Source organism: Jiangella asiatica, from assembly GCF_004349065.1.
Classification (GTDB): Bacteria; Actinomycetota; Actinomycetes; order Jiangellales; family Jiangellaceae; genus Jiangella; species Jiangella asiatica.
This window is the reverse complement of record NZ_SMKZ01000044.1, coordinates 34490-57673: the sequence shown is the minus strand read 5'-3', so window position 1 is coordinate 57673 and position 23184 is coordinate 34490. Positions and strand designations below refer to the sequence as shown.

Genomic DNA, 23184 nt, shown 5'->3' with positions numbered 1-23184 from the left:
TCGTCTTCTTCGCGGCGGCCGCCTTGGTCGCCGCCGGCGACGCGGTCGTCTTCTTCGCCGCAGTCGTCGTGGCCGGGGCGGCCTTGGTGGCGGTCGTCTTCTTCGCGGCCGTCGTCTTCTTCGCGGCCGTCGTCTTCTTCGCGGCGGCCGCCTTGGTCGCCGCCGGCGACGCGGTCGTCTTCTTCGCCGCAGTCGTCGTGGCCGGGGCGGCCTTGGTGGCGGTCGTCTTCTTCGCCGCAGTCGTCTTCTTCGCGGCGGCCGTCCTGGTCGCCGCCGGCGACGCGGTCGTCTTCTTCGCCGCAGTCGTCTTCTTCGCCGCAGTCGTCTTCTTCGCGGCGGCCGCCTTGGTCGCCGCCGGCGACGCGGTCGTCTTCTTCGCGGCGGCCGCCTTCTTCGCCGCGGTCGTCTTCTTCGCCGCGGTCGTCTTCTTCGCAGCAGCCGGCGTGGACGTGGCCGCGGTCGTCTTCGTGGCCGCGGTCGTCTTCGTGGCCGCGGTCGTCTTCTTCGTGGCGGCCTTCTTCACCGCGGCCGTCCTCCGGGCTGGGCCGGCGGCTTTCTTCGGTGCGGCCGGGCGGGTCGGCGGGACCTTGCGGGCCGTCGTCTTCTTGGCGGCCGGCGCGGCGGCTGCCTCGTCCTTCGACTCGCCGCGGACGGCGCCGGCTGCGGCGCGGGCGGCCGACGACACCGACCGGGTGGCCGACCCCGCGACCGCGGTGGCCTGGCCGGGCACCAGCGATAGCGACTTCATGACGCGCGTGCGCGCCTTCTTCACCCCGGCGACGACGTCCTTGAGCTCGTTGTTTGGGCTGAAGGTCGGAACGACCTTGCGTTTGCCCTTCTTGCCCGACTTCGTCTTGTCGCGGTCGAAGACGCCGAAGCCCTTGATCGCGACCTTCTCGCCCGCGGCCAGCGAGCGGGTGATGCCTTCGACGACGGAGTCGAGGGCGTGCTGCGCCACTTCGCGGTTGCCGTCGAACCCCTCGGCAATGCGGTCGATCAGTTTCTTCTTCCCCACCGTGTGCTCCTTTTGGCGTCCGGCGCCGGCGGGCGAGGTTCGTCCGCCGTAGACCATGAACGCTAGGCAGTCCGGCAGCAGTGCACAACGACAACGGCAGATGAACTCGCCGTGTCGGGACGCAGATCACACCAGCGTGCGGGGCTTGTGCGACGGCCGGGCGGCCTCGAAGTCGTCGATGGCGTCGACGTGGCGCTGGGTGAGCCCGATGTCGTCCAGGCCCTCCATGAGGCGCCACCGCGTGTAGTCATCGACCTGCATCGGGGCGACGATGTCGCCGCAGGTCACGACCCGCTGGTCGAGGTCGACGCTCACCTTGGTGCCGGGCGCGTTCTCCAGGGCCTTCCAGATCAGCTCGATGTCGTCCTGGTTGAGCTGGCCGGTGAGCAGGCCCTGCTTGCCGGAGTTGCCGCGGAAGATGTCGGCGAACCGCGAGGACAGCACGGCTCGGAACCCGTAGTCCTTGAGGGCCCAGACGGCGTGCTCGCGCGACGAACCGGTGCCGAAGTCGGGCCCGGCAACCAGCACCGAGCCGGCGGCGAAGCCCGGCTGGTTGAGCACGAAGGTCTCGTCGCCGCGCCAGGCGGCGAACAGGCCGTCCTCGAAGCCGGTGCGGGTGACGCGCTTGAGGTAGACGGCGGGGATGATCTGATCGGTGTCGACGTTGCTGCGGCGCAGCGGGACCCCGACGCCGGTGTGGCGGATGAACTTCTCCATGACGGTGTCTCCTTGGGGGTCGCCGGGGGGTCAGCCGACCGGCTCGAGGTCGAGGGGCTCGAGGTCGGCCGGCGAGGACAGCGTCCCGCGGACGCCCGTGGCCGCGGCGACGAGCGGGCTGACCAGGTGAGTGCGGCCGCCCTTACCCTGGCGGCCCTCGAAGTTGCGGTTGGACGTGGACGCGCTTCGCTCGCCGGGTGCCAGCTGGTCGGGGTTCATGCCCAGACACATCGAACAGCCCGCGTGCCGCCACTCGGCGCCGAACTCGGTGAAGACCTTGTCCAGCCCTTCGGCCTCGGCCTGCAGGCGCACCTTCGCCGAGCCCGGCACGACCAGGACGCGGACCGTGTCGGCCTTCTTGCGGCCTTTGACGACCGCGGCGGCTGCACGGAGGTCCTCGATCCGCCCGTTCGTGCACGACCCGATGAAGACGGTGTCGACGGCGATGTCGCGCAGCGGCGTGCCGGCCTGGAGGTCCATGTACTCCAGCGCCCGGCGGGCGGCGGTGCGCTCGGACTCGTCGGCGAAGGTGTCGGGGTCGGGCACCGCGGCGGACAGCGGCAGGCCCTGGCCGGGATTGGTGCCCCAGGTGACGAACGGCTCGAGCGCGTCGGCGTCGATGGTGACCTCGGTGTCGAACACCGCGTCGTCGTCGGTGTAGAGGGTGCGCCAGTACTCCAGGGCGGCGTCCCACTCCTTGCCCGACGGGGCATGCGGGCGACCCTCGATGTAGGCGAAGGTCGTCTCGTCCGGCGCGATCATGCCGGCCCGGGCGCCGGCCTCGATGGACATGTTGCAGATGGTCATCCGCGCTTCCATGGACAGCGACCGGATGGCCTCGCCCCGGTACTCCAGGACGTAGCCCTGGCCGCCGCCGGTGCCGATCTTCGCGATGACCGCGAGGATGATGTCCTTGGCGGTGACGCCCGGCTTCAGCCGGCCCTCGACGTTGATCGCCATGGTCTTGAACGGCCGCAGCGGCAGCGTCTGCGTGGCCAGCACGTGCTCGACCTCGGACGTGCCGATGCCGAACGCGAGCGCGCCGAACGCGCCGTGCGTCGAGGTGTGTGAGTCGCCGCAGACGACGGTTAGCCCGGGCTGCGTCAGCCCCAGCTGCGGGCCGACGACGTGCACGATGCCCTGCTCGACGTCGCCCAGGGAGTGGATGCGCACGCCGAACTCCTGACAGTTGCGGCGCAGCGTCTCGATCTGGGTCCGGCTGGTGAGGTCGGCGATGGGCTTGTCGATGTCGAGCGTCGGAGTGTTGTGGTCCTCGGTGGCCAGGGTGAGGTCGGGCCGGCGGACCGGCCGACCGGCCAGCCGCAGCCCGTCGAAGGCTTGCGGACTGGTCACTTCATGGACAAGATGAAGATCGATATAGAGGAGGTCGGGTTCACCCTCGGCTCGACGCACAACGTGCGCGTCCCATACCTTCTCCGCCAGGGTCTGGCCCATCACCTGCTCCGTTTCTCCGTCCGCAAGGATGTGTGCATCACCACTTGCGGTCTCGTATGTTGAGATGGCAATATCGAGTCATGGACAACTCTAGCGGAGTCGGCGTTCTAGACAAGGCAGCTCTCGTCTTGTCCGCTCTCGAGGCTGGCCCGGCCACACTCGCGAACCTCGTGGCATCCACCGGACTGGCCCGTCCGACGGCCCACCGCCTCGCCGTTGCGCTGGAGCACCACCGTCTCGTATCCCGCGACCTGCACGGCCGGTTCGTGCTCGGGCCGCGGCTGGGCGAGCTGGCCACCGCGGCCGGCGAGGACCGGCTGCTGGCCGCCGCCGGCCCCGTCCTGGCGCGGCTGCGCGAGGCCACCGGCGAGAGCACGCAGCTCTTCCGCCGCCAGGGCGACCAGCGCATCTGTGTCGCCGCGGCCGAGCGCCCCAGCGGCCTGCGCGACACCATCCCCGTCGGCGCCACCGTCACCATGCTCGCCGGCTCGGCCGCGCAGGTGCTGCTGGCCTGGGAGGAGCCCGAGCGCATGCACCGCGGGCTGCAGGGCGCCCGGTTCACCGCCACCATGCTCGCCGCGGTGCGCCGCCGCGGCTGGGCGCAGAGCGTCGGCGAGCGCGAGCCCGGCGTCGCCTCGGTGTCCGCGCCCATCCGCTCGTCGAGTGGCCGCGTCGTAGCCGCCGTCTCCGTCTCCGGACCCATCGAGCGGCTGACCCGCCAGCCCGGCCGGGTGCACGCGCCCGCGGTGCTGGCCGCCGCCGAGCACCTCACGAACGTGCTGCGGACCGCCGAGGACGGCTGAACGCCGTCGTCGCCACACCCACCGCCGCGGCGGCGAGGACCAGCAGCGCGCTGACCCACACCGGGGACCGGTAGCCCAGCCCTGCCTCGATGGCGAAACCGCCGAGCCACGGACCGGTGGCGGCGCCCACGTTGAACGCCGCCGTCGCGAACGCACCACCCAGGTTCGGGGCCCGGGTCGCCGCGTAGAGGGCCCGCGCGATCAGCGACGACCCGACGGCGAACGACAGCATCCCCTGGACCACCACGAGCACCAGCACCGCCGCCGGCACCGTCGCGACTGCGGCCAGCACCACCCAGCCAACCAGCAGCGCGCCCCCGCCGCCGGCGAGCAGTGGACGGGCCCGCCCGGAGTCCGCGGCCCGCCCGCCGAGCGTCACCCCGGCGAACGACCCGGCGCCGAACAGCGCCAGCACGGCCGGCACCAAGCCCTCGCTGATGCCGCTGACCTCCGTCACCAACGGCGCGAGGTACGTGAAGGAGCAGAACGTCGCGCCGTTGACCAGAGCGCCCAGGACCAGGGCGAGCAGCAGGCGGCGTTCACGCAGCGCGCCCAGCTCGCCGCCCACCCCGATCCGAGCCGGCGACGGCCGCAGCTGCGGCACCGAGCGCAGCACGGCCACGACGGCGGGCAGGCAGGCGATCGCCACGGCCCAGAACGCCGACCGCCAGCCCCACGCCTGGCCCAGCAGCGCGCCGCCGGGCACGCCGGCCACGCAGGCGGCCGTGACGCCACCGAGCAGCACCGAGGTCGCGCGGCCGGTCGCGCCGGGCGCCACCAGGGCGGTCGCCGTCGCCAGCGCCACCGCCAGGAAGCCGGCGTTGGCCAGCGCCGCGACCGCCCGGGTGCCGAGCAGCACCGGGTAGCTGGTGGTCAGCGCGCCTACGACGTGGGCGAGCAGGAACGTGACGAGGAAGGCGAGCAGGGCGGCGCGGCGGGACCAGCGCAGGCTCAGCACCGCCATCAGCGGCGCGCCGACGATCATCCCCAGCGCGAAGCCGGAGGTGAGGGAGCCGGCGGCCGGGATCGAGACCCCCAGGTCGGCGGCGATGTCCGGCACCAGGCCGGCGAGCATGAACTCCGAGGTTCCCTGGGCGAACACGGCCAGGGCGAGCAGGTACACAGCGAGAGGCACGGGAACTCCACGATCAGCGGATCGACGACGGGCACGCGTGGTCGATCGCGATGGCGGGGAGTCAGCGCACGAGAGTCAGGGCGCGACGAAGCAGCCACCGGCCGACCGGTGGCTGCTGTCTGGACGCCTCGGGGCTCCGCACGCGGATCAGGCTAGGCCGCCCAGGCCAGGGCGTCCACGGGATTTCTCGCGGCGGTAGTGACGGCGCTGGCGCACGCGGTTGCCGCAGTCGGCCGGGTCGCACCAGCGGCGGCTGCGGTTGCGCGTGGAGTCCAGGAACACCCAGCGGCAGTCCGAGCAGGCCCGGACCCGGCGCAGCGACCGCTCCGAGGTCAGCAGCACCGCGGCGTCCAGGGCCAGCTCTCCGGCCAGGTCCGGCTCCGGCGCCGACCACCGGGCGACACCGGCGTCGTCGTCGAACGTGAGACGGCGACCCGCCCAGGCGCCGGCCGCCAGGGTGCCGATGTGGTCCACGTCCGCGCCCGCCGGCACGTCGCCGTCGGCCACGGCGAGGAAGACGCGGGCCAGCAGCTCCCGCAGCTCCCGTGGCTCGGCGGGCCCGGCCCCGAGGTCGGCTTCGAGACCGGCCGCCGCGGCCCAGACCGCGAGGTTGTCGACCGGCTCCAGCCAGTCGTGCTGCCGGGCGGTGCCGCGGTAGCTGACCAGGTTGGCGAAGTCGAGCGCCCGCGCGCCGCCGATCAGCTTGTACGTCCCGCCGTAGCTGCCCGAGTCCAGATCCACCGGCTCCGCCATGACAACCACCCTAATGGTCTAACTGCCATTGACACATTAGTGCCCCGGGGTGTTGGGTGAGGTGCATGCCGGCGCGCATCCGTCCGGAGCTGTACTTCGTCGGCTCGGCGGTGTTCCACTACCTCGGGCCGGCGTTCGCGGTGCTGCTCTTCGCCCGGGTCGACCCGCTCGGTGTGGCCTGGCTGCGCATCCTCTCCGCGGCGGCGGTGTTCGCGCTGTGGCGCCGTCCGTGGCGGGCCTGGGCCGCCGCCTCGACGGCAGAGCGGCACACCGTCGCGGCGTGGGGTCTGTTGCTGGCGCTCATGAACGTCTGCTTCTACCTCGCCATCGACCAGCTCGCCCTGGGCACCGTCGCAGCCATCGAGTTCGCCGGGCCGATCCTGCTCGCCGCCGTCGCACTGCGCACCGTCCGCAACCTCGCGGCGCTCGCGCTGGCGGTGACCGGCGTCGGGTTCCTCGCCGAGGTGAGCCTGGACGGGTCGCCAGCCGGCTTCGCCTTCGCGGTGGCGAACATGGTGCTGTTCACCGGCTACATCGTGATCGCGCACCGGGTGTCGCGGCACCAGCGGCTGTCCGGCATCGACGGCCTGGCGACGGCGATGTGCATCGCGGCGGTGCTGGCGCTGCCGTTCGGGATCGCCGACGCACTCCCGGCGTTCGGTGATCCCGTCGCCTTGGCCGCGGCGATCGGCGTCGGCATCACGTCGTCGGTGATCCCCTACGTGCTGGACCAGCTGGCGATGCGCAGGCTGGCGCGGTCGACGTACGCCCTGATGGTGGCGCTGCTACCGGCGACGGCGACGGTGATCGGCATAGTGGTGCTCACCCAGATCCCATCGCCGGCCGAGGTGATCGGGGTCGGCCTCGTCGTCGCCGCGGTCACCCTGCACCGCGAAGGCGGCGGCGAGGCGGCTACGGTGTCCGGCCCGGCGCGCCGCCGTGCACGATGGCGGCGTCGGGTCCCGGATACACCACCGTGACCGCTTCGCTGCCGGTCCAGCGCACGACATAGGGCGGCTCACCCCCGGGGCCGCGGATCTCGATGACCTCGCCGTCACGGTCGTGCTCGCCGACGGCGTGTCCTTTGATGACGATGTGATCGCCCACGCGAGCGTGCATGTCGCACACCTCCGCCACGTCGATGTGTGGACCTGCGCTACGCACGATGCTACGCCGGCCGGCGCGCCTCTGCTGCCAGCAGATTTCCTTGGTCCGGCGCGATCGCGCGACGAAGGATCGAGGTGAGGCCGGAGATTCCGGCGTCGCTTCGACAGACGGGAGACACCGTGCCCAGCGCCAACGCCGGACCCACCGCCGTCGGGACCCTCGACGACCAGCTCGCCGCCCGGCTCCTGCATCAGCGCATCATCGTCCTCGGCACCGAGGTCGACGACCAGGTCGCCAACCGCCTCTGCGCGCAGCTGCTGCTGCTGTCGGCCGAGGACCCGCGCGGCGACATCAGCCTCTACATCAACTCCCCCGGCGGCTCGGTCAGCGCCGGGCTGGCCATCTACGACACCATGCGGCTGATCCCCAACGACGTCAGCACGCTGGCGATGGGGCTGGCCGCGAGCATGGGTCAGTTCCTGCTGTCCGCCGGGACGCCGGGCAAGCGGTACGCCCTGCCGCACGCGACGGTGCTGATGCACCAGGGCTCGGCCGGCTTCGGCGGCACCGCCGCCGACATCGAGATCTACTCCCGCCAGCTCGAGCGCACGTCCGCACTGATGACCCGGCTGACGGCCGAACACACCGGCCAGACGCCGCAGCGCATCGAGGAGGACAGCCAGCGCGACCGCTGGTTCACCGCCGACGAGGCGCTCGCGTACGGCTTCGTCGACCACCTCGTCGAGCGGGTCGACGACGTGCGCCCCACCTCCGGGCGCCCGGGCGTGGGGGTGGGCGCGTGAGCCAGTACACGATCCCCACCGTCATCGAGAAGACTCCGACCGGCGAGCGCGCGTTCGACATCTACTCGCGGCTGCTGTCCGAGCGGATCGTCTTCATCGGCACCCCGATCGACGACGGCGTCGCCAACGTCGTCATGGCACAGCTGCTCCACCTGGAGGCGACCAGTCCGGACCTGGAGATCGGGCTCTACATCAACTCCCCCGGCGGCACCTACAGCGCGCTGACGGCGATCTACGACACCATGCAGTTCGTCAAGCCGCCGGTGGCCACCACCTGCATGGGCCAGGCGTCGGAGACGGCGGCGGTGCTGCTGGCGGCGGGCGCGCCCGGCCGGCGGGCGGTGCTGCCGCACGCGAAGGTGATGCTGCACCAGCCGTCCAGCCAGGCCCGCGGCACCCTGCCGGACCTCGCCGTGCAGGCCAAGGAGGTGGCGAAGGTGCGCGCGGAGATGGACGAGATCCTCAGCCGCCACACCGGCCACCCGGTGCACAAGATCCGGGCCGACACCGACCGGCACAAGACGTTCAGCGCCCAGGAAGCGGTGGCCTACGGCCTGGCCGACCAGATCATCACCAGCCGCAAGCCAGTACCCGCCGAGGCGCTGGCCGGCTGACGTGATCGACAGGGGGTCGCCGCCGCAGGGGCGGCGGCCCCTGTCGATCACCCAGGTGAGCCCGATCAGGCGGCGAGCAGGAGGACGTCGCCGGAGCCGTGGCGGCGCTCCGGGGCGCCGGGGCGCCGGCGGACCGCGTCGAGCCGGATGACGGTGGCCCGGTGGTCGACGAGGTCGCGGCGGACCGCGCCCAGCACGTCGGCCAGCTCCACGCCCAGCGCGTCGCAGATGGCGGCGAGGACCTCCGAGGAGGCCTCCTTGCGGCCGCGTTCCAGCTCTGACAGGTACGGCAGCGACACCGTGGCGTCACCGGCGACGTCGGCAAGCGTGCGTCCCTGCTCCTGGCGGGTACGACGCAGGACGTCACCGAGCATGGTGCGCAGCAGCGGCGGCGACGGCCGCTCGCGGTCCTCGGGTGGGGTCACGAGATCACGGTAGCCGCGACCCCACCGGGCACGGGAGACGCTTTCGCCGCCGGCGTACAGCCGCCGCCGTTCACCAGTCGTGGACGGTGCCGTCCTTGAGCCGGTTGAATGGCAGGTACGCCCGCTGGTACGGGTACTTCCCCGCCTCGTCGAGGTCGAGCGCGACGCCGAGGCCGGGCTCGTCGCCGGGATGCAGCAGGCCGTCGGCGAACGTGAACGACTGCCGGAAGACGGCGTCGGTGCGCGCCCCGTGCCGCATGTACTCCTGGATGCCGAAGTTGTGCAGCGCCAGGCCCAGGTGCATGGCCGCGGCCATGCCGACCGGCGAGATGTCGGTGGGACCGTGCATGCCGGACTTGATCTGGTACTGGGCGGCGCACTCCAGGATGCGCTTCAGGTGGGTGATGCCGCCGGTGTGCGTGACCGCGGAGCGGACGTAGTCGATGAGCTGCTCGCGGATGAGCGTCTGGTAGTCCCAGACGGTGTTGAAGATCTCGCCGATGGCCAGCGGCGTGGTGGTGTGCTGGCGAACCAGCCGCAGCGCGTCCTGGTTCTCCGCCGGGGTGCAGTCCTCGAGCCAGAACAGGTCGTAGGGCTCCAGCGCCTTGCCCAGCTTGGCGGCCTGGATCGGGGTGAGCCGGTGGTGCGCGTCGTGCAGCAGCGGCAGCTCCGGGCCGAACTCGTTGCGGGCGGCCTCGAACACGTCGGGCAGGTGGCGCAGGTAGGAGCGGGTGTCCCAGTCCTCCTCCGCCGGCAATGGCGCGCGCTGGGCCGGCTCGTGGTCGTAGCGCACACCGATGTTGCCGATGGCGGTGGCGTTGCTGGCGATGCCGTAGATGGCGTTGAGCCCGGGCACGCCGGACTGGATGCGGATGGCGCGGTACCCCTGCTCCAGGTGCAACCGGACGGAGTCGAACAGCTCCGGCATGTCGCGGCCGCTGGCGTGCCCGTACGCGAGCAGGCCGCGCCGGCTGGCGCCGCCCAGCAGCTGGTAGAGGGGCATCCCGGCGGCCTTGGCCTTGATGTCCCACAGCGCGACGTCGACGGCGGCGATGGCCGCCATGGTGACCGGACCCCGTCGCCAGTAGGCACCGCGGTACAGGAACTGCCAGGTGTCCTCGATGGCGTGGGCGTCGCGGCCCAGCAGCAGCGGCACGACGTGGTCCTGCAGGTACGAGACGACGGCGAGCTCGCGCCCGTTGAGCGTCGCGTCGCCCAGCCCCACCACCCCGTCGTCGGTGGTCAGCCGCAGCGTGACGAAGTTGCGGTCCGGGCTGGTGACGACGACCTCGGCGACATCGATCTTCATGCGGCGATCCTCTCGCGGTGCGGCCTATACCCTATAGGGCATAGAGTATGGCCCGATCGAAGAGTGGACGAGTCATGGCCCCACGCACCGACGCCACGCTGCCGGAGTTCGACCGGCTCACCACCGGCCGCACCGACCTGACCAGCGTCGTGTACGAGCACCTCAAGGCCCGCATCATGGACCTGACGCTGGAGCCGGAGACGCCGCTGCGCATCGACGTCATCGCGCGGCAGGTCGGCGTCTCGCCCACCCCGGTGCGCGAGGCTCTGCTGCGGCTGGCCGCCGACGAGCTGGTCACCAAGCGCGGCGCGCGCGGCTACTTCACCAACCCCGTCATCACCCGGGCGGAGTTCGAGGACCTGTGGGAGTTCAGGCTTGCCGTCGAGCCGTGGGCGGCGGCGCTGGCGGCCCGGCGCGCGACGGCCGCCGACATCGCCGGCTTGCGTGAGGAGGTCGCGCATCCCGCGGGCCTCGGCCGCACCATGGACCTCAGCACGTACCGCGCGATGCAGGAGCACGACCAGCGCTTCCACGAGCTGGTCTTCCGGGTCGCCGGCAACGCGACCGCCGCCGACGCGTTCCGCCGCACCCGCACCCACCTACGCACGTTCCGCATCCGGATGGCGGCCGAGCTGGGCGACCCGGCGCTGCGCGAGCACGACACGGTCGCCCGCGCCATCGCCGACGGTGACCCCGAAGCCGGCGCCGAGGCGATGCGCCGGCACCTGACCTCGTCGCGGGACCGGCTCCTTCCCTTCGTGTCGGATGCCTGACCGTCCGGCGGCGCCAGGGTCAGCCCATGGCATCCGGGGTGCTGGACGTCGGTTGCGGCGCGGGAGCGCTGGCCGCGGCCTGACCGCCAACTTCGTCCCGGAACCCGAGCGCGCGGTCGCCGCGCTCGACCCGCAGGCCGCCGAGCTGGACGAGGGCCGGCGGTTCCCGCTGTGCCGCCCGGCGCCGCTGGAACGGCTGTGGCGGGTCGCGGGCGGCGATGGTGGTCGCGCCGCCGCCCGAGCCCCACGCGCACACCACGAGGATCCTCCGCGCCTCACGAGGCTTACAGGCGTGGTGGACCACGAGATCTCGTGCTGAACGTGATCATTTCGGGGGTGACGGTGGTGGGTTTGCAGATGGGAAGGTGCGGAAGCATCGGTGGGTTGGCATATCATCTGTTCCACAGACGATCTGCTACACCGAAGATGAGGAGCTCCGTCGATGAACTACGGACATCCGGTCCGGTTCGGGACGTTCGTCACCCCGGTGAGCGCGTCGCCGAACACCCCGGTGGAGCTGGCGCGGCGCAGCGAGGAGCTGGGCTTCGACCTGGTGACGTTCCAGGACCACCCGTACCAGCCGGCGTTCCTCGACACCTGGACGCTGATGTCGTGGGTGGCCGGGCGCACCGAGCGGGTGCACCTGGCCGGCAACGTGCTGAACGTGCCGTTGCGCAACCCGGCCGTGCTGGCCCGCAGCGCCGCGAGCCTCGACCTGCTCTCCGGCGGCCGGCTGGACCTGGCACTGGGCGCCGGTGCGTTCTGGGACGCGATCGAGGCGATGGGCGGGCCTCGACGCACGCCCGGCGACGCCGTCGACGCGCTGAGCGAGGCCGTCGACGTCGTCCGCGGCATCCTGGACGCCGGTGACCAGACGCCGCTGCGGGTGGACGGCCGGCATCACCGCGCCGCCGGTGCCGGGCGCGGCCCGCTGCCCGCGCACCGGATCCCGATCTGGCTGGGCGCCCAGCGGCCGCGCATGCAGCGGCTCATCGGGCGCAAGGCCGACGGCTGGGTGGTCTCGCTGCCCAACCTGCGGCCGGGCGACCTGCGCGCCGGCAACAAGATCATCGACGAGGCCGCGGCCGGAGCCGGCCGCGAGCCGGCCGACGTCCGCCGGCTGGTCAACATCGCCGGCCGGTTCTCACCGCGCCGCGGCGGCCTGCTCGACGGACCGCCGCAGCAGTGGGTCGACGAGCTGCTGCCGCTGGTGGTCGAGGAGGGTGTCGGCACGTTCATCCTGATGACCGACGACGCGGACATGATGGCGCGGTTCGCCGGTGAGGTCGCGCCCGCGCTGCGCGAGGCGGTCGACCGGGAGCTGCCGGCGCCTCTGCCCACCGCGGAGCCGCGCGACTCCGCGGCGCGGGCGGCCCGGCGCGACGACATCGACTACGCCGGCGTACCCGCCTCGCTGGCCGACTCCGCCGTGGAGCCCGGCGACATCGCCTACCCGCGGGTGCGCTCGACCTATCTGCGCGGCGGCGCGCCCGGCCTGGTGCTGCGGCCGCGCGACTCCGCCGAGGTGGCCGACGCGCTGGCCTTCGCCCGCCGCCACCCGCACCTGCCGCTGGCCGTGCGCAGCGGCGGCCACGGCATCAGCGGGCGATCCACGAACGACGGCGGCATCGTGATCGACCTCGGGCTCATCGACGGCATCGAGGTGCTCGACGAGGCCACCCGCCGGGTCCGCATCGGCGCCGGCGCGCGCTGGAAGCAGGTGGCCGCCGCGCTGAGACCGTACGGCTGGGCGCTGAGCTCCGGCGACTACGGCGGCGTGGGCGTCGGCGGCCTGGCCACCGCGGGCGGTATCGGGTTCCTCGGCCGCAAGCACGGGCTGACCATCGACCACGTGCGCGCGGTCGAGATGGTGCTCGCCGACGGCTCGGTCGTGCGCGCCAGCGACACCGAGAACCCGGAGCTGCTCTGGGCGGTGCGCGGCGCCGGCGCGAACCTCGGAGTCGTCACCTGGTTCGAGTTCGAGGTCGACGAGGTCGGCGACGTCGGCTGGGCGCAGCTGGCCCTCGACGCCAGCGACCCCGCCACGTTCCTGGAGGAGTTCGGCCGGGTCGCCTCGGCGGCTCCGCGCGACACCACGGCGTTCCTGGTCATGGGACCGCCGCGGCGCGGCCAGCCGGCCGTCGCCCAGGTCATGGCGGTGGTCGACTCCGCCGACCCGGACGTGATAGTCGAGCAGCTGGAGCCGTTCGCCCGGATCGCGCCGCTGTACCAGCAGCAGGTGGTCATCACGCCGTACGCGGGCGTCATGGCGACGGCGTCCGACGGCGACCACCAGGGCCACGGCGAGCCGGTCACGCGCTCGGCGTTCACCCGGGAGATCACGCCCGAGCTCGCCGCGGCCGTCGCCGACCTGCTGCGCAGCGGCGTCGTCTACTTCTTCCAGGTGCGCACCGTCGGCGGTGCGGTCGCCGACGTCGACCCCGACGCGACCGCCTATGCGCACCGCGACGCCGGCTTCAGCCTCATCGCGATGGGCGTCGACCGGAAGCGGCTGGACCAGCTCTGGGACTCCCTCGCCGAGCACTTCGACGGCCTCTACCTCAGCTTCGAGACCGACCGGCGGCCCGAACGGGTGGCCGACGCGTACCCGCCCCGGACGCTGGCACGGCTGCGCGGGCTGAAGCGGCGCCTCGACCCGGACAACCTCTTCCGCGACAACCTCAACATCCAGCCGGCCGACGCCGACAGAGCCGTCGCCGGCGCAACAGGAGTGAACGCATGACCGACTACGGACAGGACCTGCTGTTCGGGACGTTCGTCACGCCCACCGCCCAGCCGGCCCGGTACGCGGTGGACCGCGCCGTGCTCGCCGACCGTGTCGGCCTGGACCTGGTCACGTTCCAGGACCATCCCTACCAGCCGTCGTTCCACGACACGTGGACCCTGCTGTCCTACGTCGCCTCGCGGACCGAGCGGGTGACGGTCGCCGGCAACGTGCTGAACCTGCCGCTGCGGCAGCCGGCCGTCCTGGCCCGCGCCGCCGCCAGCCTCGACCTGCTCAGCGGCGGACGGTTCGAGCTGGGTCTGGGCGCCGGCGCCTTCTGGGACGGCGTCGAGGCGATGGGCGGGCGGCGGCTGTCCACCGGGCACGCCGTGGACGCGCTGGCCGAGGGCATCGGGGTGATCCGCGAGATCTGGACCGCGGACCGGCGCGGCGGCGCCCGCTTCGACGGCGACCACTACCGGCTTCACGGCGCCAAGCGCGGTCCGCTCCCGGCGCACGACATCGGCATCTGGGTCGGCGCGTACAAACCGCGGATGCTGGCGCTGACCGGGCGGCTGGCCGACGGCTGGCTGCCGTCGCTGGGATACCTGCCGGGTGGTACGGCCGATCTGACCGACTTGAACAAGCACATCGACGAGGCCGCTGCGGAGGCGGGCCGGGACCCGGCCGCCGTCCGCCGACTGCTCAACGTCGGCGGCCGTTTCACCGCACAGGCCGGCGGGTTCCTCGACGGGCCGCCGCAGCGGTGGGCCGAGGACCTGGCCGGCCTGACTTTCGAGTACGGAACCAGCGCGTTCATCCTGGCCGACGACGACCCGGCGGCGATCGAGCTGTTCGCCGCCGAGGTCGCGCCGGCCACCCGCGAGCTGGTCGCCGCCGAGCGGAGCCGCTGACCACGCGCTCACCAACGTGGTCATGGTCAGACGCAGAAGACGACCTGCCAGCCCTCGACCTCGGTGTCGCCGGAGATCACGAGCTCGCGCCCGCCGGGCAGCACGCCGTCGTCGACGATCGAGTCGATGTTCGCCCAGAACTCCTCGTCACGGTGCTCGACCTCGTCCTGAACGGCCCAGTCGCGCGCACCGCCCAAGGCGGTGGCCGCGACGTCGACGGCGGCCTGGTCGCCGGCGTCGGCCGCCCGGACCCACTCGGTGACCCATGCGCAGACCGCCTCGCGCTCCACGTTGTGCACCAGCTGGTGCCTGGTCACCGCCCCCGCCGGCGGCGTGATCTCATACCCGTCCGGCAACGGGATGTCGGCCAGCAGCTCGGCCAGGACGGCCTGGGTGTCGGCGGGCCGGACGACGTCCTGCGGCAGGGCCGAGAGCCAGGTGTCGACGTCCACGGTGTGGATCGACGCGATCAGGTCACGGTAGGTGGACTCCTCGACACCGCCCAGCGTCAGGGCCTCCACGACGTTGTCCCCGTGTTGCCAGATGACGGCGTACTCGTCGTCGGGGTAGGTGAGGAGGGTCCCCTCCTGCCCAGCGACGGTGACCGTCTCCTCGTCCACGGCGACGTCGCGGCGGTCGTTCAGGATCAACTCCAGGTCCCAGGTCGAGCTCCACGTCACCCAGAGCTCGTGGGTGCCGTCGGTGAAGTCCATGCTGCCGCGATCGGGCTCGAACTCGTTGGCGTACTCCACCGACCAGTCCTCGTCGTCGACGAGCAGCCGGGGGGCTCCCTCGGCCACCTCGACCGCGTACGCCGCCCAGACCTGGCCGCCCTCGTCCTGCTGGACGGCCTGGACGGTGAACAGTGCGGCCGCTCCCACCGACGCGGCGACCGCCAATGACACCAGCCGGCGACGGGTGGGCCGCAGCCGCCCCCGTCCGGACGACGGGGCCGGGGCGAGCCCGGGCTCGTCGACCAGCTCCCGCACGTTCGCCGGTGACGTGGCGAGGATCCGACCCATCAGGTCGGCCTCGGCGGTGCTGCCGACCAGCGCCGCGATCCGCTCGTCGCTCATCCGGGCGGTGCGCCGCACCTGCGCGTCCATCGAGTCGTTCACGACTGCTCCTCCTTCGTCACGATCTCCAGCTGCGTCCTGAACCGCGCCCGCGCCCGTTGCAGCCTGCTGCGCACGGTCGACGCCGGAACGGCCAGCACCGCGCCCAGCTCGCTCGGCGTCAGCCCTTCCCAGCTGGTCATCTCCAGCAGCTCGCGGTCTCCGTCGTCGAGCCGCCGCATCGCCTCGCGCACCCGGGCGACGTCGTCGTCGACCTCGACCTCGATCTCGGTCTCCTGGACCTGGGTGGCTAGGTGCCCGCGCAACCGGTCGGCGAGCACGGTGCGCCGGTGCCCGCCGCGGCTGTGGTTGGCACAGACCCGCCGGGCCACGCCGAACAACCACAGCCGCGCCTCGTCACCGGCCGGCACGTCGTCGATGCGCCGCCACGCCACCAGGAACGTCTCGGCGATGATGTCGGCGGCGTCCTCGGCCACCTCGACCCGCCGCAGCGCATAGGCGAGCACCGCGGACGAGTGTGAGGTGAACATGGCCTCGAACCGCTGCCGGCGCGAAGCGAGGAGGTAGTCGGACTGGCCGCGTGCTCTCGTCAAGATCGCCACGCTGTCCCTCTCTGTTCCGGAACTCTGTCACCTTCACATGTCCGCGAGAGCGGCCAGCGTCCCGCTCCCGCGGCTGCTCACGAGCCTTGCCGATCGCGCTCGGGTAGCGAGCATCGAGGCGTCCTCGGCCATCGCGGGCGTGGTCGTCGAGAACCGTGCACGTGCGGCGGCGATCGTTGCCGGTCGCGCCGGCGATCTGCGTACCCGCAGCGAGCAGGAGCTCGCCGGTTGCCGCGCCGCGCTGGACTATCTCTACCAGGACCAATGGCGCCCGTTGAACGTCGGCTTCCTGCTCCACCTCCATCGGCTCCTGTTCGCCTTCACCGAAGCCTCCGGAGGGCAGTTCGAACAGGCGGACAACCTGGTGGTCGACAGGCTGCCCGACGGCACGAGGACCAACGGTTCACTCCGGCACCGGCGGCGCGGACGCCTTACTACGTCGACGAGCTCATCGCCGGATACGCGGTCCACAGCAGGCCGCGCAGCATCACCCCGTCATCGTCGTCGGGCTCTTCGCGCTCCACCTGCTCACGATCCACCCGTTCCTCGACGGCAACGGCCGCGCGCGATCGGGCGGGACGAAGCAGGAGCGCGTCCGCGACTACCTTCGCAACCACGCGCCGCCGACCTTCCGCATCGCTGACGTCCGCGCCGCCTTGCCCGGCATCAGCGACCAGACCATCCGCCTCGCGCTGGACTCGCTGAAGACGACCGGGGAAGTGGAGGCCAATGGCGTCGGCCGGCGTGCCACGTGGACCAGGTCGTCCTGAGGCGGTTCGTCGGACTTGCCTTTACACTCTGGTGCCGTGATGGCCGAGGCAGGTGGTCGTCTGCGACGCCTGGCCCGGGGGGCCGCACGCCGGCAGCCGACGGTGTTGAGCAGCGTTGCCGGTGCGTCCGTGCTGGCCATCCTGGTCGCCGGCGGCTTCGACCCACAGGAGAAGACGGCCGAGCTCCAGCCGCTGGTGGTCGACGAGAGCGTCGACCTCGGACCGTTCGACGTGACGGTGCGACGCCTGCGGGTGGTCGACGAGCTGCCGGGCGTCTCCGAGAGCGACGACGACACCCGCGTCCTGGCGCTGGTCGCCACCGTGTCGGCGAACGGGCCGAAGACGCAGCATGGCGCGATGCTGACCGAGAGCGTGACGCTCGACGGCGTGACCGGCGTGCGCGCGGACGTGTTCGGCGAACAACCGGACGACGGTGAGCCGGTGCCGGCCGCGGACGCCTACGTCATGGCGGACGGGTCGCGGCTCGACGCGATCCAGCCGGGGCTGGAGTACGAGGTGGCGTTCGTGTGGGAGCAGGACGGCGCGGCCGAGGTGCCGACGACGGCGCGGCTGGTGTTGGTCGGACACACCATGCGCGAGAGCTCGATCGACCGGTCCCAGGAATGGCTCGACCCGCTGCCGCGGGTGGCCGGCGACCTCGAAGTCACGGAGCCGGAAGCCGAGACCGACGCCGCCGACGACGGTGACTCGTGACCGCGCGCCGCCGCAGCGCCACGACCCGCCGCCCGCTGACCCGCCAGACCGCCGCGGCCGTGCTGCTGATCGCCGCGCTGGCGACCGGCCGTGCCGTCCAGGACCTGATGCCCGCCGAGCAGGACGCCGCGCGCGCGTTCGAGCGGCACGGCGGGGTCGGTGAGCCGCTGGAGCTGCGCTGGGGCACCGTCGAGGTCGGCGCGGTCGAGGGCTCCACCCGCATCAGCGCCGACGGCCAGGTCCGCGTCACCAGCGGCGTCTACCTGGTGGTGCCGATCACGTTCACCGCGGCCGTCGAGCCGCGGGCGATCGCGTATGTGGCCGTCCGCGACACCAGCGGGCGCGTCTTCGATACCAGCGTCGAGCGCAACCCGTTCACCTCCGGCGGCAACGCACAGCCCGGCATCCCGCGCCGGATGACCGCGGCCGTCGAGCTGCCGGCCGACGCCGTCGCCGGCGCCGAGCTCGTGGTGGCGCTGCCGTCCAACGACGAGGACCACCGCCACGACGACGTCGCCGTCGTCGACCTCGGGCTCACCGCCGCCGACGCGCAGGCGTGGGCCGCCGTCGAGGACGAGCTGCCCGTCGACGAGCCCGTCGACGCCGCCGCCGGCGACCCCGCCGACCGGCCGGAGGCCGCGTCGTGACCGGGTGGTGGCGGCGCAACCGCTGGGGTCTGGTCGCGCTCCCGGTGTCGGTGGCCGCCGCGCTCGCGGCCGCCTCGTACCGCGTCGAGGACCATTGGTGGCTGGAGCGCCCGCGCGACCTGGTCCATGCCGACGCCGGCGAGTGGGTCGCGTTCGAGGGCAGCCAGTACGACCGCGGCGGGGACGTGCCGTTCGCCGTCCGGGCCCGGCTGACCGGGCTGCGCCCGGCCGAGGTGCCGTTCGGCGCGGAGGACGAGCTGACCCTGCCCGACGGCGTCCACGCGGTCGCCGTCGACCTCGAGCTGGCGGCCGAGCCCGACGTCCCGCTGACCGGTTGTGAGCTGCGGGTGCGTGATGCCGAGGGCACCGAGTACGCCTACGAGTCCACGTCGCCGTCGATCAGCCAGGCGACGTCGCCGTGCGTGCCGCCGGATGCCCGCGGCCCGGAGCTCGACCTGATCGAAGGGCTCGAAACCGACACCGGCCCGCGCCGGCCGGACGAGTGGCAGGTCAGCCCGGTCGTGTTGCTGCCGGACGGCGTCGAGGTCACCGAGGTGCTGCTGACCTGGGGCCCGCCGCGGGGCATCCTGTTCAGCGCGTCGTGACGCCGGCCGCCTGGCGACCACGGTCGAGCACCCGGTCGATGGCGGCGCCGAGCAGGCACACGACGGCGGTGGTGCCGATGACGTGCGAGATCATCCCGGTGTGCGGCGCGAAGGCGAGGTACGTGCTGAGCGGCATCGGCCCGAGCAGCTCGCGCCAGGCCAGGTCGACCGCGTTCTCCAGCCGCTGCGCGATGACGAACGCCAGCGCGAACAGCAGCATGGGCGCCAGGCCCGCCACGGCCAGCCGGCGCAGCGCCTTCGCCAACGCACCGAAGCGGTCGCCGAGGCCGCCGGTCAGCTGGTTGCCGACCTCGCGGACGTGCTGCGACTCCGCCAGCCGCGAGCCGGCCAGCCGGTGCCCGCCGATGCGCGCGCTGATGGCGTTGCCGCGCACCCGCCGGTGCGACGGGGGCCGGCGCGCCGGCTCGCGCAGCTGCTGCCCGTAGACGACGGCGCCGACGGTCAGCCACGCCACCGGGATCACCAGCAGCGCGTCGGCCGAGGCGAGCAGCTCAAACAGCCAGCGGCTGGCGGTGTCGACGGCCTGCCCCACCGGGCCGGCGAACGACACGGCGGACTTCCAGAAGTCCGCGACGGCCTGCAGCGCCGCGCGGTCCTGGACCCAGTTGAGGGCGGCCTCCTGGTGCGTGGCCAGGACACGCGCCAGCGTGACCAGCCAGACCACCTCGACGTAGGCCGCGACCCAGGCCAGCCCGCGGATGTTTCGCCGCTGGCCGAGGATGCCCAGGCCGTAACGGAGCACCAGCGCGATCGCGACCACGACCATCGCCATCCAGCCGGTGGCCAGAGCCGTCCGGTTGACGTCGATCCCGTCAGTGCCGAGCAGCACGTCGACGTCGAACAGCTCGTCGGTGACGGCGGCGTTGATGAACCGGAACACGTCCTCGTCCAGGAACCCGTACGAGGCGTAGATGGCCAGGAACGGCACCATGACGCTGCCGAGGACGTTGAGCACGCGCGGCCGCGAGCCGCCGCCGTCGTCGCCGGTCATCGCACGAAGCGACGGCAGCGAGTCGCGCAGCGTGTGCAGCGCGATGATCAGTGCCGCGACCGCCGACAGCGGCCCCAGCACGAGGACCAGGACGCCGAGCGTCCCGTTGACGTCGCTGAGCTCGACGGCCGCCCACAGCGCCGCGTACCGTCCGGCCTCGCCGGCGAGCAGCACCGCCAGCAGCACCGGCCAGTGCCAGCCCAGCAGCTGGACCGCGCGCAGCAGAACCGCGAAGACGTCGACGGCGGCAGCGGCGAGCGTGCCGCCGACGGCGGAACGTAGCCGCTCGGCGAGGCCAGGGCGAGCCGGCACGCGGCCGGCCGGCAGGTCGGGAGTCAGGGGCATCTCGAGGTCATCCGGGTCGTCGAGGACGCCTCAGCATAGCGACCGCGGCGGACCGCTCCCAGGCCCACATCCGGGCAGCACCAGTGGTCAGGCGCCCGCGAGCCGCTCCAGGAGCTCGTCCAACAGCGCCCGCTCCCCCGTGCTGAGCCGAACCGGGCTCGCGTCGAGGACGGCACCCAGGGCAACGGCTCGCCGCGCCGGTTCACCGTCGTCCGGCGCACGGTCGTCGTCGGCGTCGGTGACGGCGGCGATGACCGCCTCGCGGGTGAGGGCCGACAGCCGCGGGTCGCGGTCGGCCGGCGCGGTGCCGATGAGGCTCAGGGTGACGCCCATGCCGGCGGCGTGGATCATCGCGGCGGCCCGCTCGACGGGCATTGCGAGGCGCCCAGCCGCGGCGACCGCACCCACGAGACCCAGCAGTATCCCGTGCGCCTGCGCGACAGCCTTGCCGGCCGAGCCCGGTGTCTGGCCGGCGTACATGAGCTGGTAGTGCGCAGGGTTCTCCAGGCCGAACGCTACGTGGAGGTCCCATCCGGCGCGGAGGTCGTCGACCGGGTCGCCCGACGGCGCCTGCGCGGCCTTGCGCGCCAGGTAGCGCTCGAAGCCGTCGGCGGCCACCGCGTCGAGCAACCCCCGCATGTCGCCGAACAGCCGGTAGATGGTGGGCGGCTGCACGCCGGCCGCGGCGCTGACCGAGCGGGTGGTGACGGCGTCGCGTCCTTGCTCGGTCAGGAGCGTGGCCGCGGCGGTGACGATCCGCTGCCGCGTCTCGGAACGATCAGGCATGGAATCGATGATAACAGAGATTGGATATCAACGGTTGCATTCTGGCTCGCGAAGCGTTACGGTTATCGTCGATAACAACTGGGAGGAACCAATGAACACACGCGTAGCCATCGTCACCGGCGGCTCCCGCGGCATCGGCCGCGCCATCGCGGAGCGCCTGGCCGCGGACGGCCAAGCCGTCGCCGTCGTCTACGCCACCAACCGCGCCGAGGCCGACGACACCGTGCGCACCATAACCGACAAAGGCGGCGCCGCCATCGCCGTCCAGGCCGACGTGGCCGACGAAGCCGCCGTCACCGCACTGTTCGACACGGTCGAGGCGGAGTTCGGCGGCGTGGACGTCGTGGTCAACTCGGCCGGGCTCATGATCCTCGGCAACGTCGCCGACTTCGACCTGGCCGACCTGGATCGGCTGCACCGCACCAACATCCGGGGCACGTTCGTCGTCGACCAGCAGGCCGCCCGGCGGGTCCGCGGCGGCGGCGCCATCGTCAACCTGTCCACCTCGGTGACCAGGCTGGCGCTGCCCACCTACGCCGCGTACGCCGCCAGCAAGGGCGCCGTCGACGCGATCAGCATGATCCTGGCCCGGGAGCTGCGCGGCCGCGACATCACCGTCAACGCCGTCGCGCCCGGCCCGACGGCCACCGCGCTCTTCCTCGACGGCAAGGACCAGGAGACCGTCGACCGGATGGCGCGGGCGAACCCGATGGAGCGGCTCGGCATGCCCGACGACATCGCCGAGGTGGTGTCGTTCCTCGCCGGCCCCGGACGCTGGGTCAACGGCCAGACGCTGTACGCCAACGGCGGCGTCGTCTGAACCGGCCGCCCGCCGTCACAGGCCGCCGGTGTCAGGTCGGGGCTGGTCGGCCAGCCACCGGTGATGAACCGCGTCACCTCCGGGGCGGGGCGCGGCGGTGGAGCTGCGCTCGACGAGGGTGGTAGCCAGCTCGAAGTGGTGCGTCTCGGGGCGGTGGCCGCGGGCCAGGCCGAGCAGCGTGCGCAGCGCGACCCGGCCCATCTCCCGCATCGGCTGGCGGACGGTGGTGAGCTGCGGCGAGGCCCACTCGGCGGCGTAGGTGTCGTCGAAGCCGATGATGCTGAGGTCTTCGGGGAGCCGTAGCCCGCGCTGCCGGGCCTCCTGCATGACGCCGAGGGCGGACGCGTCGCACCCGGCGACCACGGCGGTCGGCGGGTTCGGCAGGTCGAGGAGGCGGGCGGCCATGGAGCGGCCGTCGTCGTAGCTGAAGCCCACCTTGAGGATGAGCTCGTCGTCGGTCTTGACGCCGTGGCTGCTCAGCGCGGCGAGGTGACCGTGCAGGCGCTGTTGGGCTGGCCGCGACGCGGGCAGGCCGCCGGCGAAGCCGATGCGGCGATGGCCGAGCGAGAGCAGGTGCTCGGTGGCCTGCAGCCCGCCGGACCAGTTGGTGGCGCTGACGCTGACCAGCTGGTCGGTGGTGCTGGGGTCGATGCTCACGGGGTCGATGGCGACCAGCCCGAGGCCGGCGTCGGCGCAGGCGCGGACCTGGTCGGGCCGCACCTCCGTGGTGACGACGATCAGCCCCAGGTGTCCCTTCGCGGCCAGCTCGCGGAACCATGCCGGCGTCAGCGCCTGCGGGCCGTCGGCGCCGGGCAGGTGGGTGACGACGACGTCGGCGCCGAGCTCGATGCCGGCAGTGACCACACCGGAGAGCACCTGGGCGGAGTAGAGGTTGACGAACGCGTCGAACAGGACGGTGACGGTGGGCGCCGTGCCGTGAACCCGCCGGCCGGTGCTGGGAACGTAGCCGAGCGCGTCGATGCTGGCCTGGACCCGTACACGCGTCTCGGGCGCGACGTCGCCGCGGCCGTTGAGCACCTTGGACACCGTCGCCTTCGAGACCCCGGCGGCGCGCGCCACGGTGTCCAGCGTCGGCCGTTCCGCACCCATGCGCCGCACCTCCGTCTCTCCAGTTCGATCACCGAAACTATTTCGGACGGATAGCCCTTGTCAAGCCACAGCATCACGGCTGTATCGCGCGTCATGGCATGTATTGACGGACAATAGGGTCGCCACTACTCTCGGCACATCCGAAACAA

At 72.6% G+C, this 23184-nt stretch carries 26 protein-coding genes; 11 read left to right on the top strand and 15 right to left on the bottom strand.

All coding sequences use genetic code 11. From position 1 onward, the window contains the following. The 3 genes from E1269_RS24070 to leuC all read right to left on the bottom strand — a co-directional run. The coding region (locus E1269_RS24070; protein WP_203434019.1) for an HU family DNA-binding protein at nucleotides 1-1015 on the bottom strand (1015 nt) is incomplete at its 3' end. 126 nt (nucleotides 1016-1141) lie between these two features. Continuing rightward, the gene (leuD, locus tag E1269_RS24065) at nucleotides 1142-1732 is read right to left on the bottom strand and encodes a 3-isopropylmalate dehydratase small subunit (protein ID WP_131899331.1); all 591 of its coding nucleotides are present in this window, start codon (nucleotides 1730-1732) and stop codon (nucleotides 1142-1144) included. Between the two features lie 30 nt (nucleotides 1733-1762). After that, nucleotides 1763-3187 carry a 3-isopropylmalate dehydratase large subunit gene (gene leuC, locus E1269_RS24060; protein WP_131899329.1) on the bottom strand — a complete coding sequence of 475 codons (1425 nt, stop codon included), beginning with the start codon at nucleotides 3185-3187 and terminating at the stop codon, nucleotides 1763-1765. Between the two features lie 80 nt (nucleotides 3188-3267). On the opposite strand from leuC, the gene E1269_RS24055 reads away from it, so the two are divergent. Further along, nucleotides 3268-3990: an IclR family transcriptional regulator gene (locus tag E1269_RS24055; RefSeq protein WP_131899327.1), complete on the top strand. Its 723-nt coding sequence runs from the start codon at nucleotides 3268-3270 to the stop codon at nucleotides 3988-3990. Here E1269_RS24055 and E1269_RS24050 read toward each other — a convergent pair. Both E1269_RS24050 and E1269_RS24045 read right to left on the bottom strand, forming a co-directional pair. Next, nucleotides 3956-5125: a Cmx/CmrA family chloramphenicol efflux MFS transporter gene (locus E1269_RS24050; protein WP_131899325.1), complete on the bottom strand. Its 1170-nt coding sequence runs from the start codon at nucleotides 5123-5125 to the stop codon at nucleotides 3956-3958. The genes E1269_RS24055 and E1269_RS24050 overlap by 35 nt on opposite strands. 147 nt (nucleotides 5126-5272) lie before the next feature. Beyond that, on the bottom strand, nucleotides 5273-5878 hold the full coding sequence (locus E1269_RS24045) for a CGNR zinc finger domain-containing protein (RefSeq protein WP_131899323.1): 606 nt from the start codon (nucleotides 5876-5878) through the stop codon (nucleotides 5273-5275). 65 nt (nucleotides 5879-5943) lie between these two features. On the opposite strand from E1269_RS24045, the gene E1269_RS24040 reads away from it, so the two are divergent. Then, on the top strand, nucleotides 5944-6858 hold the full coding sequence (locus E1269_RS24040; RefSeq protein WP_131899321.1) for an EamA family transporter: 915 nt from the start codon (nucleotides 5944-5946) through the stop codon (nucleotides 6856-6858). Here E1269_RS24040 and E1269_RS24035 read toward each other — a convergent pair. Next, nucleotides 6791-6997 (bottom strand): DUF1918 domain-containing protein, encoded by a 207-nt coding sequence (locus E1269_RS24035; protein ID WP_131899319.1) that lies wholly within the window; start codon nucleotides 6995-6997, stop codon nucleotides 6791-6793. The two genes, E1269_RS24040 and E1269_RS24035, sit on opposite strands and share 68 nt — an antisense overlap. A 167-nt stretch (nucleotides 6998-7164) precedes the next feature. On the opposite strand from E1269_RS24035, the gene E1269_RS24030 reads away from it, so the two are divergent. Together E1269_RS24030 and E1269_RS24025 are read left to right on the top strand one after the other, a co-directional pair. Then, complete coding sequence (locus E1269_RS24030) at nucleotides 7165-7788, top strand: ClpP family protease (RefSeq protein WP_131899317.1); 624 nt, start codon at nucleotides 7165-7167, stop codon at nucleotides 7786-7788. Next, nucleotides 7785-8402, top strand: coding sequence for a ClpP family protease (locus E1269_RS24025; protein WP_131899315.1), 618 nt, complete (start codon nucleotides 7785-7787; stop codon nucleotides 8400-8402). The genes E1269_RS24030 and E1269_RS24025 overlap by 4 nt, the downstream gene beginning before the upstream one ends. 65 nt (nucleotides 8403-8467) lie before the next feature. On the opposite strand, the gene E1269_RS33920 is transcribed toward E1269_RS24025, so the two are convergent. Further along, the gene (locus E1269_RS33920) at nucleotides 8468-8776 is read right to left on the bottom strand and encodes a helix-turn-helix domain-containing protein (protein WP_131899343.1); all 309 of its coding nucleotides are present in this window, start codon (nucleotides 8774-8776) and stop codon (nucleotides 8468-8470) included. Nucleotides 8777-8897: 121 nt separating this feature from the next. Next, nucleotides 8898-10136: a D-mannonate dehydratase ManD gene (gene manD / locus E1269_RS24015; RefSeq protein ID WP_131899313.1), complete on the bottom strand. Its 1239-nt coding sequence runs from the start codon at nucleotides 10134-10136 to the stop codon at nucleotides 8898-8900. A gap of 74 nt (nucleotides 10137-10210) precedes the next feature. Between manD and E1269_RS24010 the strand changes: the two genes are divergently transcribed. Further along, entirely contained in the window at nucleotides 10211-10909 is a 699-nt protein-coding gene (locus tag E1269_RS24010) for a GntR family transcriptional regulator (protein ID WP_162606605.1), read from the top strand. A gap of 19 nt (nucleotides 10910-10928) precedes the next feature. On the opposite strand, the gene E1269_RS32480 is transcribed toward E1269_RS24010, so the two are convergent. Next, nucleotides 10929-11168, bottom strand: coding sequence for a hypothetical protein (locus E1269_RS32480; RefSeq protein ID WP_162606604.1), 240 nt, complete (start codon nucleotides 11166-11168; stop codon nucleotides 10929-10931). 183 nt (nucleotides 11169-11351) lie between these two features. Between E1269_RS32480 and E1269_RS24000 the strand changes: the two genes are divergently transcribed. Further along, entirely contained in the window at nucleotides 11352-13652 is a 2301-nt protein-coding gene (locus E1269_RS24000) for an LLM class flavin-dependent oxidoreductase (protein WP_131899309.1), read from the top strand. Then, nucleotides 13649-14548: an LLM class flavin-dependent oxidoreductase gene (locus tag E1269_RS23995; RefSeq protein WP_131899307.1), complete on the top strand. Its 900-nt coding sequence runs from the start codon at nucleotides 13649-13651 to the stop codon at nucleotides 14546-14548. Before E1269_RS24000 ends, E1269_RS23995 begins: the two co-directional genes overlap by 4 nt. 26 nt (nucleotides 14549-14574) lie before the next feature. Here the strand turns inward: E1269_RS23995 and E1269_RS23990 are convergent, their stop codons facing one another. From E1269_RS23990 to E1269_RS33560, 3 genes are all read right to left on the bottom strand, one after another. Beyond that, nucleotides 14575-15666, bottom strand: a complete 1092-nt coding sequence (locus tag E1269_RS23990) for a hypothetical protein (RefSeq protein WP_131899305.1) — start codon at nucleotides 15664-15666, stop codon at nucleotides 14575-14577. Next, nucleotides 15663-16217 (bottom strand): RNA polymerase sigma factor, encoded by a 555-nt coding sequence (locus E1269_RS23985; protein ID WP_131899303.1) that lies wholly within the window; start codon nucleotides 16215-16217, stop codon nucleotides 15663-15665. Before E1269_RS23985 ends, E1269_RS23990 begins: the two co-directional genes overlap by 4 nt. Before the next feature lie 443 nt (nucleotides 16218-16660). Continuing rightward, nucleotides 16661-16843, bottom strand: coding sequence for a hypothetical protein (locus E1269_RS33560; RefSeq protein WP_239001009.1), 183 nt, complete (start codon nucleotides 16841-16843; stop codon nucleotides 16661-16663). A 189-nt stretch (nucleotides 16844-17032) separates the two neighbouring features. Between E1269_RS33560 and E1269_RS23975 the strand changes: the two genes are divergently transcribed. From E1269_RS23975 to E1269_RS23965, 3 genes are read left to right on the top strand one after another with little or no spacing between them, the layout of a single operon-like run. Further along, a complete protein-coding gene (locus tag E1269_RS23975) occupies nucleotides 17033-17710 on the top strand; it encodes a hypothetical protein (protein WP_162606603.1) in 678 nt (225 codons plus the stop codon). Continuing rightward, nucleotides 17707-18357: a hypothetical protein gene (locus E1269_RS23970; RefSeq protein WP_131899299.1), complete on the top strand. Its 651-nt coding sequence runs from the start codon at nucleotides 17707-17709 to the stop codon at nucleotides 18355-18357. Before E1269_RS23975 ends, E1269_RS23970 begins: the two co-directional genes overlap by 4 nt. Next, nucleotides 18354-18962 carry a hypothetical protein gene (locus E1269_RS23965; protein WP_131899297.1) on the top strand — a complete coding sequence of 203 codons (609 nt, stop codon included), beginning with the start codon at nucleotides 18354-18356 and terminating at the stop codon, nucleotides 18960-18962. Before E1269_RS23970 ends, E1269_RS23965 begins: the two co-directional genes overlap by 4 nt. On the opposite strand, the gene E1269_RS23960 is transcribed toward E1269_RS23965, so the two are convergent. Both E1269_RS23960 and E1269_RS23955 read right to left on the bottom strand, forming a co-directional pair. Beyond that, on the bottom strand, nucleotides 18949-20319 hold the full coding sequence (locus tag E1269_RS23960; protein ID WP_131899295.1) for a hypothetical protein: 1371 nt from the start codon (nucleotides 20317-20319) through the stop codon (nucleotides 18949-18951). The two genes, E1269_RS23965 and E1269_RS23960, sit on opposite strands and share 14 nt — an antisense overlap. Nucleotides 20320-20406: 87 nt before the next feature. Beyond that, nucleotides 20407-21105: a TetR/AcrR family transcriptional regulator gene (locus tag E1269_RS23955; protein ID WP_131899293.1), complete on the bottom strand. Its 699-nt coding sequence runs from the start codon at nucleotides 21103-21105 to the stop codon at nucleotides 20407-20409. Between the two features lie 91 nt (nucleotides 21106-21196). On the opposite strand from E1269_RS23955, the gene E1269_RS23950 reads away from it, so the two are divergent. Then, entirely contained in the window at nucleotides 21197-21925 is a 729-nt protein-coding gene (locus E1269_RS23950) for an SDR family oxidoreductase (RefSeq protein ID WP_131899291.1), read from the top strand. A 15-nt stretch (nucleotides 21926-21940) separates the two neighbouring features. On the opposite strand, the gene E1269_RS23945 is transcribed toward E1269_RS23950, so the two are convergent. Beyond that, on the bottom strand, nucleotides 21941-23035 hold the full coding sequence (locus tag E1269_RS23945; protein WP_131899289.1) for a LacI family DNA-binding transcriptional regulator: 1095 nt from the start codon (nucleotides 23033-23035) through the stop codon (nucleotides 21941-21943). Nucleotides 23036-23184 lie beyond the last annotated feature (149 nt).

What these genes read in the sequence shown, in the direction of transcription:
- leuD (WP_131899331.1), bottom strand. Translation starts at nt 1,732, where the DNA reads ATGGAGAAGTTCATCCGCCACACCGGCGTCGGGGTCCCGCTGCGCCGC.
- leuC (WP_131899329.1), bottom strand. Translation starts at nt 3,187, where the DNA reads ATGGGCCAGACCCTGGCGGAGAAGGTATGGGACGCGCACGTTGTGCGT.
- E1269_RS24055 (WP_131899327.1), top strand. Translation starts at nt 3,268, where the DNA reads ATGGACAACTCTAGCGGAGTCGGCGTTCTAGACAAGGCAGCTCTCGTC.
- E1269_RS24045 (WP_131899323.1), bottom strand. Translation starts at nt 5,878, where the DNA reads ATGGCGGAGCCGGTGGATCTGGACTCGGGCAGCTACGGCGGGACGTAC.
- E1269_RS24040 (WP_131899321.1), top strand. Translation starts at nt 5,944, where the DNA reads ATGCCGGCGCGCATCCGTCCGGAGCTGTACTTCGTCGGCTCGGCGGTG.
- E1269_RS24035 (WP_131899319.1), bottom strand. Translation starts at nt 6,997, where the DNA reads ATGCACGCTCGCGTGGGCGATCACATCGTCATCAAAGGACACGCCGTC.
- E1269_RS33920 (WP_131899343.1), bottom strand. Translation starts at nt 8,776, where the DNA reads ATGCTCGGTGACGTCCTGCGTCGTACCCGCCAGGAGCAGGGACGCACG.
- manD (WP_131899313.1), bottom strand. Translation starts at nt 10,136, where the DNA reads ATGAAGATCGATGTCGCCGAGGTCGTCGTCACCAGCCCGGACCGCAAC.
- E1269_RS24010 (WP_162606605.1), top strand. Translation starts at nt 10,211, where the DNA reads ATGGCCCCACGCACCGACGCCACGCTGCCGGAGTTCGACCGGCTCACC.
- E1269_RS24000 (WP_131899309.1), top strand. Translation starts at nt 11,352, where the DNA reads ATGAACTACGGACATCCGGTCCGGTTCGGGACGTTCGTCACCCCGGTG.
- E1269_RS23995 (WP_131899307.1), top strand. Translation starts at nt 13,649, where the DNA reads ATGACCGACTACGGACAGGACCTGCTGTTCGGGACGTTCGTCACGCCC.
- E1269_RS23960 (WP_131899295.1), bottom strand. Translation starts at nt 20,319, where the DNA reads ATGCCCCTGACTCCCGACCTGCCGGCCGGCCGCGTGCCGGCTCGCCCT.
- E1269_RS23955 (WP_131899293.1), bottom strand. Translation starts at nt 21,105, where the DNA reads ATGCCTGATCGTTCCGAGACGCGGCAGCGGATCGTCACCGCCGCGGCC.
- E1269_RS23950 (WP_131899291.1), top strand. Translation starts at nt 21,197, where the DNA reads ATGAACACACGCGTAGCCATCGTCACCGGCGGCTCCCGCGGCATCGGC.
- E1269_RS23945 (WP_131899289.1), bottom strand. Translation starts at nt 23,035, where the DNA reads ATGGGTGCGGAACGGCCGACGCTGGACACCGTGGCGCGCGCCGCCGGG.